The organism is Denitromonas iodatirespirans (genome assembly GCF_018524365.1).
Taxonomy (GTDB): domain Bacteria; phylum Pseudomonadota; class Gammaproteobacteria; order Burkholderiales; family Rhodocyclaceae; genus Nitrogeniibacter; species Nitrogeniibacter iodatirespirans.
In genome coordinates this window covers 92,257-112,996 of record NZ_JAEKFT010000015.1, presented here as the reverse complement: position 1 = coordinate 112,996, position 20,740 = coordinate 92,257, and the positions used below count along the sequence as shown (strand labels likewise).

Annotated in this window: 18 protein-coding genes; 1 reads left to right on the top strand and 17 read right to left on the bottom strand. The window is 61.1% G+C overall.

Annotated elements, in window-relative coordinates:
* Window positions 1–3 precede the first annotated feature (3 nt).
* The 12 genes from I8J34_RS14215 to I8J34_RS14160 form a co-directional block, all read right to left on the bottom strand.
* Window positions 4–1,884, bottom strand: a complete 1,881-nt coding sequence (locus I8J34_RS14215; RefSeq protein WP_214362273.1) for a polysaccharide biosynthesis protein — start codon at window positions 1,882–1,884, stop codon at window positions 4–6.
* A gap of 141 nt (window positions 1,885–2,025) precedes the next feature.
* Window positions 2,026–3,030 carry an MraY family glycosyltransferase gene (locus I8J34_RS14210; RefSeq protein WP_230411840.1) on the bottom strand — a complete coding sequence of 335 codons (1,005 nt, stop codon included), beginning with the start codon at window positions 3,028–3,030 and terminating at the stop codon, window positions 2,026–2,028.
* Window positions 3,031–3,079: 49 nt separating this feature from the next.
* Window positions 3,080–4,060, bottom strand: a complete 981-nt coding sequence (locus tag I8J34_RS14205) for a UDP-glucose 4-epimerase family protein (RefSeq protein ID WP_230411839.1) — start codon at window positions 4,058–4,060, stop codon at window positions 3,080–3,082.
* The gene (wecB, locus tag I8J34_RS14200) at window positions 4,045–5,175 is read right to left on the bottom strand and encodes a non-hydrolyzing UDP-N-acetylglucosamine 2-epimerase (protein WP_214362271.1); all 1,131 of its coding nucleotides are present in this window, start codon (window positions 5,173–5,175) and stop codon (window positions 4,045–4,047) included. The genes I8J34_RS14205 and wecB overlap by 16 nt, the downstream gene beginning before the upstream one ends.
* Window positions 5,172–6,275 (bottom strand): polysaccharide biosynthesis C-terminal domain-containing protein, encoded by a 1,104-nt coding sequence (locus I8J34_RS14195; RefSeq protein WP_214362270.1) that lies wholly within the window; start codon window positions 6,273–6,275, stop codon window positions 5,172–5,174. Before I8J34_RS14195 ends, wecB begins: the two co-directional genes overlap by 4 nt.
* Window positions 6,272–7,318 carry a polysaccharide biosynthesis protein gene (locus I8J34_RS14190; protein WP_304513405.1) on the bottom strand — a complete coding sequence of 349 codons (1,047 nt, stop codon included), beginning with the start codon at window positions 7,316–7,318 and terminating at the stop codon, window positions 6,272–6,274. Before I8J34_RS14190 ends, I8J34_RS14195 begins: the two co-directional genes overlap by 4 nt.
* On the bottom strand, window positions 7,300–8,532 hold the full coding sequence (locus I8J34_RS14185) for a glycosyltransferase family 4 protein (protein WP_214362269.1): 1,233 nt from the start codon (window positions 8,530–8,532) through the stop codon (window positions 7,300–7,302). The genes I8J34_RS14190 and I8J34_RS14185 overlap by 19 nt, the downstream gene beginning before the upstream one ends.
* Window positions 8,529–9,362 (bottom strand): glycosyltransferase, encoded by an 834-nt coding sequence (locus I8J34_RS14180; protein WP_230411844.1) that lies wholly within the window; start codon window positions 9,360–9,362, stop codon window positions 8,529–8,531. Before I8J34_RS14180 ends, I8J34_RS14185 begins: the two co-directional genes overlap by 4 nt.
* Window positions 9,363–9,703: 341 nt before the next feature.
* A complete protein-coding gene (locus tag I8J34_RS14175) occupies window positions 9,704–10,576 on the bottom strand; it encodes a methyltransferase domain-containing protein (protein WP_214362267.1) in 873 nt (290 codons plus the stop codon).
* Between the two features lie 48 nt (window positions 10,577–10,624).
* A complete protein-coding gene (locus I8J34_RS14170; protein WP_214362266.1) occupies window positions 10,625–11,329 on the bottom strand; it encodes a class I SAM-dependent methyltransferase in 705 nt (234 codons plus the stop codon).
* Between the two features lie 2 nt (window positions 11,330–11,331).
* Window positions 11,332–12,435 (bottom strand): CgeB family protein, encoded by a 1,104-nt coding sequence (locus tag I8J34_RS14165; protein ID WP_214362265.1) that lies wholly within the window; start codon window positions 12,433–12,435, stop codon window positions 11,332–11,334.
* A 62-nt stretch (window positions 12,436–12,497) separates the two neighbouring features.
* Window positions 12,498–13,676, bottom strand: coding sequence for an O-antigen ligase family protein (locus I8J34_RS14160; protein ID WP_214362264.1), 1,179 nt, complete (start codon window positions 13,674–13,676; stop codon window positions 12,498–12,500).
* A gap of 240 nt (window positions 13,677–13,916) precedes the next feature.
* Here I8J34_RS14160 and I8J34_RS14155 point away from each other — a divergent pair, with 240 nt between their 5' ends.
* On the top strand, window positions 13,917–14,957 hold the full coding sequence (locus I8J34_RS14155; RefSeq protein WP_214362263.1) for an IS630 family transposase: 1,041 nt from the start codon (window positions 13,917–13,919) through the stop codon (window positions 14,955–14,957).
* A gap of 21 nt (window positions 14,958–14,978) precedes the next feature.
* On the opposite strand, the gene I8J34_RS14150 is transcribed toward I8J34_RS14155, so the two are convergent.
* The 5 genes from I8J34_RS14150 to I8J34_RS14130 all read right to left on the bottom strand — a co-directional run bounded on the left by I8J34_RS14150 (window position 14,979) and on the right by I8J34_RS14130 (window position 20,672).
* Window positions 14,979–16,037, bottom strand: a complete 1,059-nt coding sequence (locus I8J34_RS14150) for a glycosyltransferase family 2 protein (RefSeq protein ID WP_214362262.1) — start codon at window positions 16,035–16,037, stop codon at window positions 14,979–14,981.
* A gap of 1 nt (window position 16,038) precedes the next feature.
* The gene (gene asnB / locus I8J34_RS14145) at window positions 16,039–17,904 is read right to left on the bottom strand and encodes an asparagine synthase (glutamine-hydrolyzing) (protein WP_214362261.1); all 1,866 of its coding nucleotides are present in this window, start codon (window positions 17,902–17,904) and stop codon (window positions 16,039–16,041) included.
* Window positions 17,905–17,916: 12 nt separating this feature from the next.
* On the bottom strand, window positions 17,917–19,089 hold the full coding sequence (locus I8J34_RS14140; protein WP_214362260.1) for a CgeB family protein: 1,173 nt from the start codon (window positions 19,087–19,089) through the stop codon (window positions 17,917–17,919).
* Window positions 19,090–19,094: 5 nt separating this feature from the next.
* Entirely contained in the window at window positions 19,095–19,826 is a 732-nt protein-coding gene (locus I8J34_RS14135; protein ID WP_214362259.1) for a class I SAM-dependent methyltransferase, read from the bottom strand.
* A 69-nt stretch (window positions 19,827–19,895) separates the two neighbouring features.
* On the bottom strand, window positions 19,896–20,672 hold the full coding sequence (locus I8J34_RS14130) for a DUF268 domain-containing protein (protein ID WP_214362258.1): 777 nt from the start codon (window positions 20,670–20,672) through the stop codon (window positions 19,896–19,898).
* Between the last annotated feature and the right edge of the window lie 68 nt (window positions 20,673–20,740).

Below are 20,740 nucleotides of genomic sequence, written 5' to 3'. Positions count from 1 at the left end.
ATATCAGGCCCGTCGAACGTCGCCACCGGCCAAGGCCCCCGCCACCACCTTGAGCGCGGGTCGCCCATGGGCCGGCGCATACTCCGGCACCCAGCGCAGCAGGCCCTGGCGCACCGCATCGTCGGCCACCGGCCCCGACGAGGCCAGCCAAGCGTCAAGCGCTGCCAGGAAATCCGCGGGTACCGGGCGGGAGCGCGCGATGCGCAGCTTGGGATGCGGCGTCTCGCGGGTTTCTTCCGCATCGGCCAGCAACTCTTCGTAGAGCTTTTCGCCCGGCCGCAAACCGGTGAACGCGATACGGATATCGTCCTCCGAATAGCCCGAGAGACGGATCATGTTGCGCGCCAGATCGACGATGCGCACCGGATCGCCCATGTCGAGCACGAAGATCTCCCCGCCGCGCCCCATGCTCGCCGCCTGCAACACCAGCTGCGCCGCCTCGGGGATCGACATGAAGTAGCGGGTGATCTCCGGATGCGTCACCGTCACCGGGCCGCCACGGGCGATCTGCTCCTGAAATTTCGGAATCACGCTGCCGGTGCTGCCCAGCACGTTGCCGAAGCGCACCATCTCGAACTGCGTCGCGCCGCCCTGCATATGCAGCGCCTCGCACACCATCTCGGCCAGGCGCTTGGTGGCGCCCATCACATTGGTCGGATTCACCGCCTTGTCGGTCGACACCAGCACGAAGCGCTCCGCGCCATGACGCTGCGCGCAGCGCGCCACCTGCAAGGTGCCCAGCACGTTGTTCCGCACCGCCTGCCAGGCGTTGCCGACTTCCATCAACGGCACATGCTTGTAGGCCGCGGCATGGAAGACCAACGCCGGCTGCCATTCGGCAAAGATCTCGTCGAGCCGCTGCGCATCCTTCACGTCGCCCGCCAGCGGCACGATATGTACCCCAGGCTGGTGACCGGCAAACCATTGCTCGATGGTGTAAAGCACGAATTCACTGGCTTCGAACAGCACCAGCCGCGCCGGCGAGAACTTGGCCAACTGGCGGCACAACTCGCTGCCGATCGAGCCGCCAGCCCCGGTGACCAGCACCGTCTTGCCGCCGATCATGGCGCCTACATCCGCCGAGTCGATGGTCACCGCCTCGCGGCCGAGCAGATCTTCGATCTCCACCGGGCGCATGGCATTGATGGCCACCTTGCCGCTCATGAGGTCCTCCAGCCCGGGCACGGTGAAGGTGTGGGCACCCGCACGCACCGCCAGATCCGCTGCCCGGCGCAAGGTTTCACCGGCGGCCGAGGGCATGGCCAAGATCACATGCTGGGCCTTGAAGTCCTTCAACACCTGCGGCAGTTCGCTGACCGCACCGGCCACCGGGCAGCCATACAGTTCCAGCCCCTGCTTGGCCGGGTTGTCATCGACCAGCGCCACCACCCGCCAGTCCGGACTACGCTCCAGCTCGCGCACCAGCATGGCGCCGCCCGTGCCGGCCCCGACCACCACCACCGGCTTGCCGGCAGCGCGCAGATCGCCATACAGGCGATGCTCCTTCCACATCCGCCAGGTGGCTCGGCCACCACCCATGATGGTGATCAGCAGCAAGGGGTACAGGATCATCATCGAGCGAGGTATGCCCGGCAGAGTGCGATCCGCCGCCAGCATCACCAGCAGCGCCACCGACGAGACACCGACGGCCTTCAGCACCCGCTTGAGATCCGGCAGGCTGGCAAACACCCACATGCCCCGGTACAGGCCCGCCCAGCGGCAGGCGGCCGCGTGCACCACCAGCAGGATCAACAGACTCAGGGTGAACTTCGTGCCATAGCCCACAGGCCACTCGAAGTTGAAGCGCAGCAGAAAGCCGGCCGACCAGGCCACGGCGGCGGTCACCAAGTCGAACAGAACGATGAGGACAGTACGAATGGGCATGATCAGAGCGTCGATTGTGGCGGGTGCGTGTCATGCAAAGACTGACCTGATACGGCACCGGCGGATATGCCGCCCATTATATCGGCATGTTGCGCCGCAACCACCCCGGACATCGGAAAAGCCCCTCAAACGTCAGCAGCACTATGGCGCGGCGGCCCTCTCCGGCGCCCCGGCACGCAAACGCACCGCCAAAAATACCAACGGCAGGTAGGCAACGAGCACCCCGACCCAACCAGCCAACAGCCCCAGGGCCACGCACACCGCCACAGGCAGCAGCCAGAGCAGATTGAGTGCCCCGACCGTCAAGGTCACAGGCAGATGCCGGCCCGCCCGACGCGATGCCTGCTGGTAGGCATGACTGCGATGCGCCTCATACACCCGCTCGCCCCGGAACAGCCGCCGCAAGAGCGTGTAGGTTGCATCGACGACAAACACACCGAGCAGGATCGTCCAACTCCAGAACAGAGACGGAGAGACCGCCGCCGCCTGAAACGACAGGATGCCCAGCACGATGCCGAGAAAGCCGCTGCCGGCATCGCCCATGAAAATCTTCGCCGGCGGGAAGTTCCACACCAGAAATCCGAGCACCGCTCCGCCCAGCGACAAGGGCACCAAGGCCGCGGCGCTGGCGCCGTGCAGCCAGTAGAGCAGCGCCCCGCCCACGCAGACGCAGATGGCCTCGACGCTGGCAATGCCGTCGATGCCATCCATGAAATTGTAGAGATTGAGCATCCACACCAGATACAACGCCGCCAGCACCATGAGCACGCCACTGAGGCTGCCGGACACGCCGGCCGGCACGATGCCCAGCGGCTGCAACCACACCAGCGCCCAGACCGCCGCCCCGAAGTGGGCCAGCAGGCGCCAGCGCGCCGCGATATGGCCGTGATCGTCGAGGAAACCGATGAGCGCCACCAGCGCCCCGGCACCGCCGATCGCCCACGCGCCGGCTGAGTTCAACGCCCCGAGCGCCACGAGCAACGGCTGAACCCCGAGGAAACACAGCACGATGGCCACGCCACCGCCACGGGGTGTCGGGGCCACATGCGAACTGCGAGCGTTCGGTACGTCCATCAGACTGCGGGCCAAGGCATAGCGGCGCAGCCTGCCGGTCAGGAAAAAGGCACCGACCACGATCAGGGGCAAGAACCAGGCACTCATCAGGGAATCGTTTTCATCCAAACCACGCAACGCGCTACTTGAGACGGGCGAGGAAATCGACCGCCGTCTTGCGCAGACCCTCGTCCACAGTATCGGGAGGCTGCCACCCCAGTACGGTCCGCGCCTTGCTCGTGTCCACCTGAAGCGAGCCACACAAGCGCGTCGCCAAGGCCTGGCGCCCCACTAGCCGGGCCGCGGCTGACATCCATGCGGCCGGCACCGGCAACAACCGCGCCGGTCGCCCCAGGGCGCGGGCGACACGCCGCAACAATTCGGAGGTCGACAGATCCTCACCATCCCCGGCCAGGAACACCTGATTGGCCGCCGCCGGGTGCGTCGCGCAGCACACCACCAGATCCGCCAGATTGTCCAGGCCGACCAGGCTGCGCCGATTGTCGATGGCACCAAACGGCAACGGCACACCGCGCTGCAACCAACGCATCATGGACCGGAAATTGGCTTTCACGCCTGGGCCATAGACCAGCGGCGGTCGCACCACAACCACCTCCAGCCCCGTTTCCTCCGCCAACGCGAATAGCCCCTGCTCGGCTTCCAGCTTGGAAACACCATACGGATCAAGGGGTGCGGGTGCGCTGGCTTCGGAGAACGGCTCCCCCGGCACTGTCGCCTCGCCGTTGACCTTGATGGAGCTGATGAAGACAAAGCGCCGACATCCCGCCGCCACCGCCGATCGCGCCAAATGCAACGTTCCCTCGACGTTGCTGCGCCGATAGGCGGCCAGCGGGTCGGCTTCGGTGTCGTGCATGACGTGCACGCGGGCGGCGCAGTGGACCACTAGGTCGACATCGACCAGGGCGCCTCGCCAGTCCGTATGGGGCCCGAGATCGCCGACCGGGCTGGTTTCGATGCCGTCAAACGCCGATGCAGGCAGCGTGCGGAAGGCACCGCGCACCGCAACGCCCTCGTCTCGCTGCAAACGTCGGATCACCGCCTGCCCGACAAACCCGCTGGCGCCGGTCACAAGAACCCGCATGACGGTCAGGCCTTGCGCCACACCGTACGATTCACGTAGTCGGTGTAGCTGAGCAAAACACGCAGAACCTTGTCGGACACATTGGGCATAGCGTAGTCACCCACCAGGCGCAGCAAACGTTCGCTGCCGCGAGGCTGAGCCTCGAGGATATCCAGGCCCTGACGAACGCGCCCCCAGCTAAGGCCGGTCATCATGACGGCACCTTCCTCCATGGCCTCGGGCCGCTCGTGCGCCTCGCGAATATTCAGCGCGCGGAAGTTGAGGATGGATGCCTCCTCAGAGATAGTGCCACTGTCAGACAGCACTGCACGGGCCGCCATCTGCAGCTTTACATAGTCAAAGAAGCCGAGCGGCTTCATCAACTCGACCAGCGGATCGAGTGCCACGCCCGCAGCCTCGAGCCGCTTGCGCGTACGCGGGTGGGTCGACATGATCACGCGCTGTCCGTACTCGCGCGTCAGGCTGTTGAGCGCGTCTGCCAGACGCAGCAATTGCTCCGGGGCGTCGACGTTTTCTTCGCGATGACAACTGACGACGAAATAGTGGCCATCCTTCAGCCCGAGCCGATCAACAACGCCAGAGGATTCGATCCGCGGACGGTAGTGCGACAACACTTCGAACATCGGGCTGCCGGTCTTGACGATGCGGTCCGGTGACAGCCCCTCGCGCAGCAGATACTCGCGCGCGATATCACTGTAGGGCATGTTGATGTCGGCCGTGTGGTCGACGATCTTGCGATTGGTCTCCTCCGGCACCCGTGCGTCGAAGCAGCGATTCCCTGCTTCCATGTGAAAGACCGGAATATGACGCCGCTTGGCCGCAATGGCTGCCAGACAGCTATTGGTGTCGCCAAGAATCAAGACAGCATCAGGCGCCTCGCTCGCCAGCACCGGATCCACCCGCGCAATCACGTTGCCGATGGTCTCCGCGGTAGATCCGCCGACGGCATCCAGAAAATGGTCGGGCTTGCGCAGGCCGAGGTCGTCGAAAAATATCTGGTTCAACTCGTAGTCATAGTTCTGACCGGTATGCACCAGCACATGATCGACGAACCGATCGAGGCAGCACATGACACGCGACAGCCGGATGATTTCCGGCCGCGTGCCCACCACCGTCATGACTTTGAGCTTGTTCACGCTTCTACCGCCTCCGCATAGGTGTCCGAATCGGCCGGATCGAAAATCTCGTTCGCCCAGAACAAGGTCACCACCTCCGTGTTGCCCACGTTCGTGATCGAATGGGTATGGAAGGTCGGCATGTCGATGTAGCACGGCGCCTCACCGCTAACCCGGAAGCGGACGACTTCGTCTGAAAACAGTTTGCGAAGACAGATCTCGGCATCGCCGCTGACGACCAGGAAACGCTCGACCTTGCGCAAATGGTAGTGATTGCCGCGCGTGATGCCCGGGCGGGTGGTCGACAAGAAGGTCTGCCCGCCCTGGTGCGTTTTGACCGCTTCGAACAGTGAACCACGGTTGTCGGTATGCAACTGCAGAGTTACCGGATAGTGCTTGGGAAAGAGATATGAGCGCAGCGTGTTGAACAGGCGAAGCGTCAGCGAGTCGCTCAGCGCCGGCATGATCTGTGCACCATATTGCGCCTGCAACGCAGTCAGCCGCTCAAGCAGCCCGCTGACCTGGATCGGCTCGCCAGCCATACGGACGCGCCCGCTCTCGCAGGCTTGGATGGCGCTCAGGCATCGCTCTGCCACCACCTGGGCATGAACCAGTTCGAGGTGCCCGTCCACATGGATTTCAGGTGTCTCGCCATTGGCCAGCAGCCAACAAAACGTCGAAACCACCGAGTTGGCAAATGGCTTGCCGAATTCGCCGAACACGTGCGGGAGAACGAGGTCTGTGAAGTTTGCGCCACAGTCAGTCGCCCACGCGCCCAGCACCTCTGCCGCACGCCGTTTGCCACGACCGTAGCCGGTGTCGCGGTCCACATGGGTCGAGTTGGAAAACACGACGGTTGGCGCCGAACGCGTCCGGACCATGGCCGCCACGAGTGCCTCGGCCAAGGCCGAATTGACCGCCTCGACCTCGTCCTCGTCGCCGCGATTCATGCCGGCAAAATGGGCCAGTGCATCGAGGCCACTGACGAAGGCGTCCAGCGAAGCCTCCGACGAAAACGTCGCCCGGTTCGCCAGCCGGACTTCATGGCCACCCAGCGCCTGCAAGCGCGCGCGCAAGTGAAAGCCGAGCAGCCCCTCCGCGCCGGTGATGCCGATCTTCATACGCGCCCCGCCGCCACCAGTTCAGCCTGCACCTCGGGCAGCGAACGCAACAGGCGCTCTACGCCTGCCACATCAAGGCGCTCGGTGTTGTGCGAGGTGTAGTCATCGATCTCGGGCTCTCGGGTATCTCCCTCGGTGAAGTACTTGCCATAGTTCAGGTCGCGGTCATCCATCGGCACCCGGTAGTAGTCGCCCATGTCTTGCGCACGCGCCAGTTCCTCGCGCGTGGCCAGCGTTTCGTAGAGCTTCTCGCCGTGGCGCATACCGATCACCTTGACCGGGGCAGTCGCCCCGAACATGTTCTGCAGCGCGGTGGTCAGATCCGCCACTGTGCATGCAGGCGCCTTGCGCACGAACAAGTCACCCTGCTTGCCATGCTTGAAAGCGAAGGCCACCAGTGCGATCGCCTCGGACAACGCAAGCAAGAAGCGCGTCATCTCCGGCACGGTCACGGTGATCGGTTTGTCTTCACGGATCTGCTTGATGAACAGCGGAATCACCGAGCCGCGCGAGCACATCACGTTGCCGTAGCGCACGCTCGACAGCACCGTGTCGCCACTGAAATTGGCCCGTGCGGCCGCCTGCGTCACCTTCTCCATCAACGCCTTGGTCATGCCCATGGCGTTGATCGGGTACACCGCCTTGTCGGTAGACAGACACACCACACGCTTGACCCGATGCACGATCGCCGATTCGATTACGTTGTGGCTGCCGGAGATGTTGGTCTGGACCGCCTGCATCGGAAAGAATTCGCACGACGGCACCTGCTTGAGCGCGGCCGCGTGGAACACGTAGTCGACACCCAGCATGGCCGCATCGACACTCGCACGATCCCGCACATCGCCAATGTAGAAGCGCAGGCTCGGATCGGCCAGGGAGATACGCATATGTTCCTGCTTGAGCTCGTCGCGCGAAAAAACCCGCACCTCGCGACAGCCAAAAGGCCGCAGGTATTGCAGGAAGGCGTTCCCGAAAGAACCGGTGCCGCCGGTAATCAAAACCGTCTTGCCTTCGAAAAGGTCTTTCAATTCGTCTTGCTGCACGCTTGCTCCCTCACCACTTCATCGATCCAGCCGATCAGCTGGTCGAACAAACGATCCCGATCAAAATGGGCGTCCGCATACGCCCGACCGGCACGCCCCATCGCCTCGCGCTGCACCTCGTCCATGCCACGCAAGGCACGCACATGCGCGGCCAATGCCTCGGAGTCGCCCCCCGCACAGGCCAACCCACAACCCGCCTCGTTTACCAGGCGCGCACCTTCGCCATCGAGCATGGCCAGCATCGGTCGGCCCGAGGCCATATAAGACTGTACCTTGCCCGGCACGGTCTTCGCGAAAATCGGCTCCGGTCGAAGACTCACCAGCAGCGCCGCCGCCCGAGCAAACAGTGCTGGCATTTTCGCGGAAGGAAGCTGACCGAGGAAGTGCACACGGTCACGCAGACTCAAGCGAATCACCTCCTCACGCGCCCAGCCTGCCATTCGACCGTCACCGGCAAACACCCAATGCACATCCGTCAGGTCTCGCGTCGCGGCAGCCGCACGCAACACCGCGGGCAAATCCTGGGCTGCACCCAGATTGCCCGCAAAGATCACCAGAAAACCCGCGGGCAAAGCTGGCAACTCACAGTCAGCCTCCGCGCGATAGTCCCCCTCTACCCAATTGGGAAAGTACCGAACATCGGCTGGATGTGTGCCGAATTCGACAACCGAAGGCATAAAGGCCTGCGATGCCACTAGCACCCGCGCGCAACGCTGATAGATCCACCGAACACCGTGACCAACAAGCGCCAATGCCCCACGATGGCGGATCGCCCCCGTAGCCTCCAGCGACTCTGGCCACAGATCCAGCACCCAGAACAGCACCGGCGCACGAAACCGCCGACTGGCGACCATCGCGGGAATGCCGACGGTCACGGGCGACACTTCAAAGACAAAGATGGCATCGAAATCGCCGCGCAGGCGAAACAAGGCGCCCCAGATGCCGGTCACGACAAAAGACAGGTAGTTCAGCATCAGCCGCAGCCCGCCACCCGCACCACGCGGCATCAGCGGGACGCGCACCACTTCGGCACCGCATAGCGTTTCATCTCGTGGTCCGTGCCAGCCGTAGCCGGTAAAGAACTGTCCTTGCGGGTAGTTCGGCTGACCGGTCAGCACCGTCACCTGGTGCCCCCGCGCCACCATGCCGGCGACCAGATCGTTAATGCGGAAGTTCTCTGGCGCGAAGTACTGGGACACCACCAGTAACTTCATCGCGCAGCCTCATTGGCAACCTGCGCAATGAATGCAAACGTCTGCTCAGCACATCTCGCCCACGAATAGGCCTGAGCCCGTTCATAGGCGTTCGCCGCCAGCGTTTGGCGCAGATCCACGTCTTCGGCCAGCGTCAGCACGGCGGCGGCCATTTCTGCGTCGGACGTCGGATCGAAATACACGCCGGAGTCGCCCAGAACCTCCGGCATCGGTCCACTGCGTGCACTAGCAATCGGCAATCCCGCCGCCATGGCCTCGAGCAGGATATTCGGCAGATTTTCACAGCTGGACGGAAACAGGAATGCGTCGGCTTCACCATAGCGCCGATGGAGATCGGCGAACGGCAACGCACCGAGCACATGCAGGAACGTATGTTGCGGATCCAGGCGCTCACACTCCGCCTTGACGGCAGCACCGTACTGCCCCCAAAGCGCGCCGACCAGCGATAGCTCGATCGGAACTCCTTGGCCGCGCAACCGACCTACTGCCCGTACCGCTTCAATCTGGTGCTTGTAAGGCATCATGATCGACACATACAGCACCCGAAAAGGGGCCTCTGGCGAACACTCTGCAAGCGCGCGGAGTGAGCGAGGTTTGCAAAAAAATCGTGGCTCGACACCATGGGAAATCAAGGCTTTCTGGGCGCGCAGCCCGCCCAATGCCGCACTCACCACGTCCTGGGCATACCGGGTCAAAAATATAAGGCCGTCAGCCTGGCGAAACGACCGTCCCTGAGTCGCTCTAAGCAGACGCATTTTCAAGCGCATTAGACTGAACCGACCAAAGCGCAGGGCCTCTTTCGGTTCAAACGGCAGCATGTTCTGCGACATGGTCACGCTTGGCACCGGGCATCGCCCAGGCAAGGTTCCCCCTGGCGAAAACAACGCATCGCATTGCTCGGCTTGCAGCGCAGCTGGAAGCCTTCGCTGTTGGCCAGCGCCGCGACGCAACATCGACGCCTCTGTCCACGCAGGACTAAGAATCCGAAGCCAGGGACGCTCTGGCAATTGCGCCGCTGTGCCAGCGCAGGCCCACACAGTTACCCGTTCAATGCCTACACCGCCGGGGTCTCCGGCGGCGAGGAGTTGGGACAGATGCGTCAGGCCACCGCCGAGGCGGATGTTCGACGCATCAATGCCCAAATGCAGCCCCCGCGTGCGCACTACATCAGTCACGCGGCCGCCCCCTCATTCATCACCGGGATACCGCGCCTGACCGGATAGACGGTGTTGCATTGTGCGCATACGATCAATTCGGACGATCGGGTCAGGCTCTCGCCAAGGCAGGTCGGGCACCGTAGCAATGGGTCAAGCACGATGCTGGCGTTCCGACGCCGCTGCGACAAGCCCCAACGAAGAAAATCCCTCACCTGGGCACGCACGCCACCTGCCACACCACCATGCGGCGCGCTCTCGGGCGGCGCCCAGGCGGCATCTACCTCAGGATTGATTACCCGATAAGCAATCTTGTTTTCCCAGTAGTAACGCACGTGGAACTCGAAGGGATGCCTAGGCACCAGTGAGCGGGTCATCACCGATTTGACGCGGTCCTCATAGAGTTCAACAATGTCCTTCTCGGGACGCCAAGACGGCTTCTTCCAAATTAACAAGGTATTATCGCGACACGTGATCTCAAGACGGTGATCGCGATAAGGATTCACACGCTCGAGAAACGCATCAGGCACCTCGATGTAGCCCGCTCGCGCGACCCGCTGCAATTCGCTCAAAAACTGCTCGGGCTGAGTGGAATGCTCAAGCACATGAGCAGCAATGACAAAATCAAAAACCTGGTCACGAAACGGCAGGTTTTCAACAAAACCGAGAACGGTCGGTCGATCTGCACTCAAGGGCGCCCAGTGACGTTCACGCGTAGTCTCGTACGCGTCGAGCAAGACATTGGCCCGCGGATAGGGATTGCCGCCGGAGCCGACCTCAAGCACCAGCGCATCTGGGTTAACAGGGCAATGAAAGCGCCGCATCGCCCATGCTTTGGATTCAAAACCAAAGCGGCGCAACTGCCGCATCAAGACTGACTCATCCTGCATGCACGCCCCCGTCTCCTCGAAAATACCGGCAAACGCCCCAAGCGCGCATCAGCGAACGGCCTCGACAAACAAAGTTTCGTCTGGCCTGTTGTCGAGCGTATCGATATCCGGCGTTAGTCCTTCCCGATAAGCACAGCGCTTGATGTCGCGGAAGCCTGCCCGCGCGAGCGCCTCTGCCAGCAACTCGAAGTCATACATGTATTTGTGACGCGCCAGATAGCTCGACAAGTCATCAACAAAGAAGTAGTCGTCGAGCATCTTCTTTACATCGCCAACTTGGTACAACGATACAGCGTAGGCCAGATCCGGCACCGCAATCCGAATCACACCGCCGTCGCGGAGCGCGCGGTGGCAATCCCGAAGCAATCGCTCGGCATCTTTCTTGAAAAGATGTTCGAAGAAGTGCGACGAGTAGAAGAAATCGACTGATCTCTCGTGAAACGGGAGGCTACGCCCGAGGTCGTGAAACACGAACCGATGCTCACCGAGGAGTCGGCAGTAGTCTTCACGACTGTAGTATCGACTCGCGCCGGTCGTGCGGTACAAGAGCCTGAGCACGTCTGACGGCGCACCGCCAAACAAGGCATTCAAGCTGGCGTCAACGTTGATCCAACCTGGCGCAATGGCGAGACCACAGCCCATATTGACCTTGATCTTCCCGTCGTCCGACACCGGGCCGGCCGTCACTTTCCGCCCGGAAAGCGCAAATCCCAAGACCGAAACGGTTCGATCGATTATCCAACGTAGCAACATTCCTAAGCCTCAACAGATTCTTGTTTCGTTTGCCCGCCCTGGATGGACGATACCCATGCCATAACATCTTCCATCCGTGAGCCAACATCATGCCGCCCCTCAAGCACGCGTTGACATCCTGCGTGCGCGACAGCGCTTCTAAGCGCATCGTCGGCGAGATACTCACGGATCTTGGCCATCATCTCATCGCGAGTGGCAAACAGCGCCACTTCTTCACCGGGCTCGAACAGCGTCGCCAGATCGTCGGAGTACTCTGACAGCATCAGGGTGCGGGTCGCAGGGATTTCAAAACACCGTCGCGTATAGGTGTCGCGATTGAGCTTCGAGAAGAAACACAGCGCAATCTTCGCGCCGCAAAGCGCCCGATTGTAGTCCTCGCCCCACACCAACTGAACCGGGATTTGGTCCCGCAGCCACGGCGAGCGCCGAATCACCGGATTCCAATCGTAACCCGGCCCGAACAAGCGCAACCGGAACCCCTGCCGAACGATCTCTTCTAGATAGTCGATCCGTTGATCCGGTTCGTAATGACCAACAAACACCACGTCCGCCTCGAACCGCTCACGCTCATCGGCCGACAGAGTCACCGGATGATTACGCTCGGGAACGTACCACGAGCGCAACAACTCCACTCGTCGAGCACCCGCAGCACGATACTCAGGCAGGTTGGCATGCCGATAAGCCAGGACTAGATCGTATTCGGGCACAGCCTTGAGGAAATGGCGCCAAAGATACCGCGGCTGGTGCGGGGCAAAGGGATCATCGTTGTTGTACCCAACGAGGACGACCCCCCGAACTTGCCTACGGATTTCCCGCAATGTCGCAGCGGTTACGTGCGTGCCTCGATAGAAAAAAATCACTTCGGGCTTGAGACGCTCGATGCATATGAGAAGGTCCCGGTTGATCCGCGATAGCAACGGGCCTGAGACGAACTTATCCTGAAGCCGCTGAAGAACATGACGCACTCGGCCAACCCAACCAGGCAATGCGGAGAAATAGTGGTGCCACTTAAATCCGTGAACATCGTGGCCCAACTGGCTCAACGCCCGAAAAACCACCTCTTCATGCAATTCGGAATGCCAGTCGCCGACAACCAGTACACGCATCAACTTCGCTCTTGCCTATTCGGTCGCACATTGTACCTAGCCAACGAACGACTTCCCGCGTTTCAGCGGATCTTTGGCTGCGGGGTTCCACCAGCGAGACGCAGGACAGACGCCTCCCGGATCATCGACGCAAAACACAGCCAGTAGATCATGCACGTTCCGATAGCGGTCAGGAGAAAGTCCGGATGCAGCATCCCGACAACCATGCAAACTGCGACAAACGCCAACCGAGGATCCTTCCAAACAACGCCGCGATGCACCATGAACGGCCGAGTCAGGATGTATACCAGCACTACCAGACCAGCAACACCGAACTCGCCGAGTGTCCGGATATAGATGTTGTGAACCTGCCAGTAACCACCGATCGCCCAGCCTTTGAAATTCCCCACGCCAACGCCCGACAGAGCGCCCGCAGCATCAAGCGTTTCCAGGGCGCTCGCCGCAATGCCGATTCGGTAGCTGGACAACCGATCAAGCCATGCCAGCCAGCCAGCCCCCTCCGGCCGCAGCGCCCGAAACACGTGGGTTCCGGCAACAAGATCCGGGGCGGGAGCTACCGCCGCCGCAACTGGGACGACGAGACCAAGATAGGCAAGCGCCATGACAAACCCACGAACACCTGCATACCGTGCAGCGAACCACAAAACGAGAAGGCAGGACGCGAGCAAGCCGGAGCGACCACCCGAGAAGGTCTGCAAGACAAGCACCGGCGTCACAAGGAAAAGAACGCGCCACCCCATCTCCGACACCTTGTCGGCACGAGGCAGGATAAGCATCAAGCTCAGAAAAACAAACTGCGACAGCCAGATCGAAAAGTTCACGCGATTGTTGCCGAAGCCGTTCGTCAGGCTGGCCGACACCTCCGGAAGAAAGGCGGCGCCTGAGACGATGGCACAAGCAACGGCGACAAGTCGTGCGGAGTACCAGGCGGACAGACTGGCAAGCCAATCCTTCCCTGACTGCGACACCAGCGTCACGAAGAGCCAGATAAACGCCGCTTGCCCGAGCCGCTGAACATAGATCCCGACCGGATCGATCCGAACAACAAAATTTACGACATGCAGAAGCACCCACACCATGCACGCTATCGCAAACGGACAAAACCGAACTCGCTTCCAGTCGATGACCGCCGCCATCGCCAGCATCATCATCCCAAAGATGAGGTGCTTGGCCTGTGCAATCAACACTGCAGAAATATCAGCAAACGGGATCTGGTAAATCCCCGACAGGTAGAACAGCACGCAGAATCCCGGAAAGAGAACTCTCCCGGCATGCGCACGGAGGCTCATCGCCACGTCTTTTCTTGTACGCCGGAGGTGCGGCGCGCCTGCAAGATGTTCCATTTCACATACTTCGTGCTGCAATGACGGCATTCTATCGTGACTTCATTTCATGCCCGCTGCAATGCGAAAATTGATACAAATACCGCAAAGAAGCGGCTATTAACCCGGCAATTAAATAGGTTCTGATATAATTGGGGCATGGAAAAAGTCGATGCCAGAAAGCTTCCGCGAGAAGCGCTCGAACACATTCGCCGCCAAGCGTTTGTCCTTCGCCAGCAGGGTTACTCGTGGGTGCACATTGCCGAGGTGGTTGGCGTGCATGTGGGTACGGTATTGAAATGGGCTCGCCGCGCTGGGGCGAGTGGTGTCGATGCGGTCATCCAAGGCGGGCAGCGGGGCCGGCGACACGGTTCGGGTCGCACACTGACGCTGGTTCAGGAAGAGCAATTGAGGCTGAAGATCATCGGTTCGAACCCTGCGCAACTGAAACTTGAGTTTGCACTGTGGAATCGACGTGCCGTCATGCTCGCCGTCAAGGAACTGTTCGGAATCGAGATGCCGATTCGCACCGTGGGCGAGTACCTTCGTCGCTGGGGTTTCACGCCGCAGCGCCCGGTCAAGCGTGCCCTTGAGCAGAATCCGGATCTGTTCAACGCTTGGTACAAGGAGACGTATCCGATGATCGCCGCGCGTGCGAAAGCCGAGGATGCCGAGATCTACTGGGGTGATGAGACCGCGATCCGCCAGGACTCGCACTGGGTACGCGGCTACTCGATGGCCGGGGTGACGCCGGAGCTTCGGCTCCCGGCGGGTCGCCATGGATCGACCTCCATGATCTCGGCCATCACGAACCAGGGGCTGGTGCGTTTCTCGTTCTTCGAGGGCGCGATCGACGCCGATCGTTTCATCGTCTTTCTGAAGGATCTGATCCAGGATGCACAGCGCAAGGTGTTCCTGGTCGTCGACAACTTGCGTGTGCATCGCGCCAAGCGGGTGACCGAGTGGGTGGCGCAGAACGCCGAGAAGATCGAGTTGTTCTACCTTCCGCCGTATGCGCCTGAGCTCAATCCCGACGAATATCTGAACCGCGACCTGAAGACGACGATTCGCTCCGGTCCGATCGCGAAGACGGCCACCGCACTGCTTGAAAAAGCGCGCACCTGCATGAAGCGCATTGCAGCGATGCCGGATCGGGTGCGGTCTTATTTTAAGCATGAGTATGTGCGGTACGCTTCGTAAATTGTCTATTTGATTGCCGGGTTAATAGCGCCCCTCTTTGTTCCCTTCGTAGACTGCCCCCAGCCGCGGCGCCCGTCCGAGTTTTCTTTTAATCTTGGCAATCACGGTATCGCATCGTCGGCGCCCGAGAGACAGCAGCCCTAGCGCATAGCCGTAAAACAAAGGGACTCGCCAGAACCCAAGGCGAGCAAGGGCCAGAAGGTATCGAAGAAAAACGCTCGCCGACCGGTCCGCCTGAATCGACAAGATCGGATACGAATAGTTACCAATGTCTTTCAGGATCGGGACATACAGCGGCAGTCCGAGTTTTGTCTCAAGGGAACGCGCGATAGTGAGCATGCCCCGCATGAAATGCACGGAGGACTCCGGTGTCTGCTCTCGCGGCACAAAGCGCCCACGCTCAACCTCACTGTTTCCGAAATCCGGCGTTCCTCCGAGTCGATGGAAAGACAGGATGTCGGGCACGTACACGCCGTTGTGCTTTGCCAGAATATGCCCGACGAGATGTTGCTGATAGAGCAGCGAACCATCGAATTCGGGCGTCGAGCATGCGAGCGCGGCCTCGCGATTCACGACCATGCCGGAGATGAAGACCGATCGCCGGAAGAAGGTGACAATGGTGTCGATGCCGGCCGGGAAGAAGCGCTCACCATCAAAGTAGCGGAATACCTGCTCGACGTGCTGCGGGTCGTCGTGAAAGGAGGCATAGCTGCGCAGAACAACGCCGATATTCGGGTGCCGCGTCGCGGCGGATGCGATCCGAGCGGCGGCCTCGGGGGCCATGAGATCATCGTTCCCCATGAACACCACGAAGTCACCATGCGCCAGTTCGATCAGGCGGCGGAGGTTGCCGTCATAACCCAGGTTCTTCGGATTCTCGACGTAGTGCAGCCGACCCGGGTAGCGGTCGGCATACGTCTCCGCGACTTGTCGAATCGCATCGCGCTCGGGCGAACCGTCTTCGGCAATTACCACCTCAAGGTCATCGAAATTTTGCCTGAAGATGGAGTCGAGCAAGGGCGGGAGCTGGCCAGCACGGTTATAGGCAGGAATACAGACAGACAGTCTGGGCGAGGTCATATCAGTTCCTTGTCTGGCCGAGATTGCGGCACGCCAGATCGAGCATCATCAGCGCAAAGAGACGTCCGCCATTCGCACGGCCATTGGCATGCCCGGCGCGCAAGGCTTCGACTTCACAGGGCTTGAACCAGCGCGGCAAACCGGACGCCAGGTGACGAGTTCGCTGCGCGTCTGCGCCACGCAGCCACTCATTGAGTGGAATCGAAAACCCTTGCTTTCGTTCGATGTCGAGTTTCCGGGGCAAGAGTCGCTCGCCGAGCATTTTTTGCAAGCGGCGCCCCTCGCGCCCCTGCACCTTCCAGCGACTCGCCACGCGACCAAAGCAAAATTCAATGAGTCGCATATCCAGCAGCGGACAGCGCAACTCCAGACTGACCGCCATGCTGGCTCGGTCGACTTTCACGAGGAAATCATCCGGCAAAATGCTGCCGAAGTGAGTTCGGGTCATGGCGTCGACCGGGTCTTGTCCGGTCTGAAACAGTCCGAGCCGGAACAGCTCAGGCGCCATGAGCCGATCGCCCAAGGCATCGAGCATGTCGTCCGACAGCAGCCGGCGACGCGCCGTCGCATCGAAATATGGCGTGCCCCACACCAAAGACTGAAACGGCCCTCCACGCAGCGCCGACAGCCTGTTGCGGCCTCGCACGCCAGGCGCCAGCGAACCCGCCAAACGGGCGCCAAGACGAAACGCCACAGGCGGCATCCAACCAAACCGCGCCGCATCGGCCATGGCCGTGGTGTAGTCGCCATAGCCGCCGAAGAGCTCATCCCCGCCATCACCACCGAGCGCCACTTTGACATGGCCTACCGTCAGCTTCGATACCAGATAGGCGGGCAATAGCGACGAGTCGGCAATCGGCTCATCGATCATCGGCGCCAGCTCATCGAGCACCGCCAGCGAGGGCTCGGGCAACGGCAGCACATGGTGATCCGTACCAAAATGGCGGGCAACGATCTCGGCATAGCCGGTCTCGTCCAGCCTTGAGCCCGGAAAACCGATGGTGAAGGTCTTGATCGGTGAACTCGACGCGTGTGCTGCACTGGCCACCACGAGGCTCGAATCCAGCCCGCCCGATAGCAACACTCCAACCGGCACATCGCTTCGAAGCCGCAAGCGGACAGCATCATGAAGCAGCGCCTCAGCCTCATCGACGAGCTGCTCGACCGGCACTTTCTCATCCGCCTCAAGGCGCGGCAGCTTCCACCAGCGCCAAGTTTCGAAGGCGCCGTTGTCCAGACGGTAGCGCGCGGCATGCGCCGGCGGAAGCTTCTCCACGCCTTCCAGAATGCACAACGAGCCGGGCACGTAGCCCAGCGCGAGATAGTGGTTGAGCGCATCCGGGCTGAATCCGCCGCGCAGACGGTCGGGAATGGCCTTCAGCTCGGAGGCAAACGCCAGAGCCCCCCCTTGACGCGCGATATACAGCGGCTTCTTGCCCGCCCGGTCGCGCGCTAGAAAAAGCGTCGCCGGCGACGATGCATCGCCCCTGTCAAATACGGCGAAGGCAAACATGCCATTGAAGCGCGACAGACATGCTTCACCCCACTGGACGAAAGCTGCCAGCACCACTTCGGTGTCACCCGAACCATTGAACACGTGACCGCGCGCTTCAAGCTCACGTCGCAATTCAACGAAGTTGTACACCTCGCCGTTGAATACGATCGTGTAGCGTCCACTGGCGCACACCATAGGCTGATGGCCCGCTTCGCTCAGGTCAAGGATCGACAGGCGCCGATGCCCGAGAACGACTCGCCCACAAGTCGATCGCCAGGTTCCGGCGTCATCCGGGCCGCGATGATGAAGCCGGTCTCGCCACGAATCAAAAGCCTCGATCGCCCCTACGTCGGTGCCAACCAGGCCGATCACACCACACATGCCTCAGCCCAGCCCTTTCAAAAGCCCAAACAGGCCGGCAAAACGCAAATCCCACGTATGCTCGCCAACCGCCCGCGCATGACCAGCACGTGCAATCGACTCGCGCTCGTCTTCGTGCGCCAGCAGGTACTTCGCCTTCTCGAGGCAGTCGTCGATATTCCGATAGGTCACGATCTCTCGACCGACATCGAACAGGCCATGCAGATCGGTATTGTCGTGCGTGAGGTAACAACTGCCGGACATCGGCGCATCAAAATCACGCAGCTTCAGGGCATAGAAATCATCACAATGCCCGATCGTGCCTACCCCCAGGATGATTCGGGATTGCGCAAAGAGTGCCGGCACCGCGTCGACGGGCAAGCGCCCGCCCTCCCAACCCGACCCGTAGGCATGCACATCGATGCCGGCGCCGCGCAGCGCGGTGACGAGTTTCTCCCGAATGCCGTAGCGCGCCCCGACGAAGCTCACATCGTGGACCTTGGGCTGCGTCGGCATGGGCCGGAAAATCTCCGGGTCGCTCGCCTCTGGAAAATACAGGGCCGGACAACCCTGCGACTCGTACCAACGAACGCACTCCGGCGCCGCCGTCAAGGCCAGGTCCAGATGCGGTACCAAGGGCAGCACCCCCCCGTATTGCCCGTTCTTGAGTTTGGGCCCAACGAACTGGTGACGATCATCCATCGAGATGTTGATGATGAGCGCGCCCCAACGCTGTCGCACGACAGAGAGGACGTCAGGATCGATCACCGAAGCCCACGTCTGCCCCATCAACACGTCCGGAGTCCAGCCTTCGGCCGCATGCGATTCCAGCAAGGCCAGCAAACGCGCCGTGATCGCGGGGATGCGGATCTCCGGCGGGCGCGGGTCGTTCTGCCCATATGCGCCGTCCTCGCGCGTAAAGACACGTACATCCGCATACCGAGACAAGGCCTGCAGGAAACCACTGCGGTCCTGAAACTCATCGGTGCCGAGATAGAACACGCGAGGCGTGTTCGCGCGTGCCGCCAGTCTCACCTCCGCCATACGATGACGAACCCGTGCGGCAAGTCCTGGCCCAAGCTCTGCCCCAAATCGCACGCAGAAATCCTCGTACGCAGCGCGGGTCTGCCGCGCACGGATCCTCGCAACGGTGCGATCAATCGGCCCGATCGTACGTAGCCATTGACGAAACGCCACGGGCATCACGCCTTCACATTCGCCAATGTCGCCGGTTTGGTCGCCCGAACGAAATAGCCAACCGTAAATTCCCGCTTGGCATCCATTGGGTCAAGCAGATGACAAACCAGGGGCATCACACCGCGGAACCACACCGCCAATACCACCTTGAGTGGTAAGAATGCAAGGCGGCTAGGCGTCGAGCGCGGTGTAGCCAGCCCCAGAAAACGCTGGGACTCCTGGCCGTAGAGTTTGAAAAAGCCGCCATTGGCCGTGATTTCGGTGGGCACAAGGCCGTTCAGCTGAAGGAAGTGTCGATACCAATACGGGCTGAATCCACCATAGAAATGATAGGGCGCCATATGGATGCCGGACCCTTGGGGTGCTGTCAGGACGAGTGTCCCACCCGGCTTGAGAAGCCGGGCCAGCTCCCTCACCGCTTCATCCGGACGGGGAATGTGCTCGAACACCTCCGAGCACAGAATGAGATCAAATGTATTGTCGGCCTCAGGGATACTGGTGATATCGCAAACGTAGTCGAGCTCGCCGTAGCTGTGGTCCGAGCCTTCGTACTTTGCAAAATCCTGAGCGCGGTACTCGCAATGCGCAAACAGCGGTCGGTGTCGGCACGGCCCGGCGCCGGCATCCAGCACCCGAGCGCCCGTGGGCGTAGCCGCCGCCACGCGCGCAATGAACTTGCCTCGCTCATGATCATTGAAATTGAAAACAGACTGGATCCAATCCCTGAACAACGTCATACCTTCAAAACCCTGTATTTGAATTTGTGTCTTGCACGGTCCGCAGCAATGCATCCCGGGCAGCCTTCTTCAGACCGGACGCCTTTCAGCGGGCTTGCGGAACCAGAAGCACCCGCAGCCGTATCCCTGAGCGTTCGCCAACGACTCGGTGGCGTTCCGTACAAAAGCGGGCTCGGTTCGTCCATCCTGAATCAACGAAAATTCGACCAGCTCGAAATCGCTAAACAGCTCGACGATCTGCCTATAGGTGTATATCCGGTGCGCGTTGAACTGGATGCGAGGCTCACCACCCATCGGCACCACGAAGAGCAACTGCCCCTCCCGCGCAACGACACGCTTCAGTTCCGAGATCGCCTTCAGATCCCCATCATAGTCGAGCGGATCACCATAACGCCCCAATCCCACATGCTCTACGACGTGCATGCAAGAGAGCGACTCGACACTCTCATCGTCAAACGGCAGTTTCGTCAGATCCGCATGCGCCGATTCGAGACCTGACAGTCCGAACTGAGCAGGACGGTAGTCGTAGAACCGTACCGGCACGAAGGCGGAGACCATTGTGACGAAAAACACCGAACTGGAGATGTCGACATGCATTGCCGGCCGTGTAGCCGCGAGCACCCGGCTGGCCCAGGCAGTATGGAACACATAGTGCCGGTCAAAACCGGTCTGGGCGGTCGCATCACCAAAACACAACCAGCGATCGGTCCAGCGCATTCTGAACCGAGGATCAGCGACACGCTTCAACGCCAAATACTGCGGAATGGCGCTAAAAGCCTGTTGATAGCGTGAAAGAACCCGCCTCGCGTATCGGTTCAAACGCTCGAAAAAGTCAGTGTGTCTCATTCATTCCTATCTTTCATGTCGTCGCGCACCACGCCGCGCAACCGAGGAAGCCTGTTCCGCCCGATTCT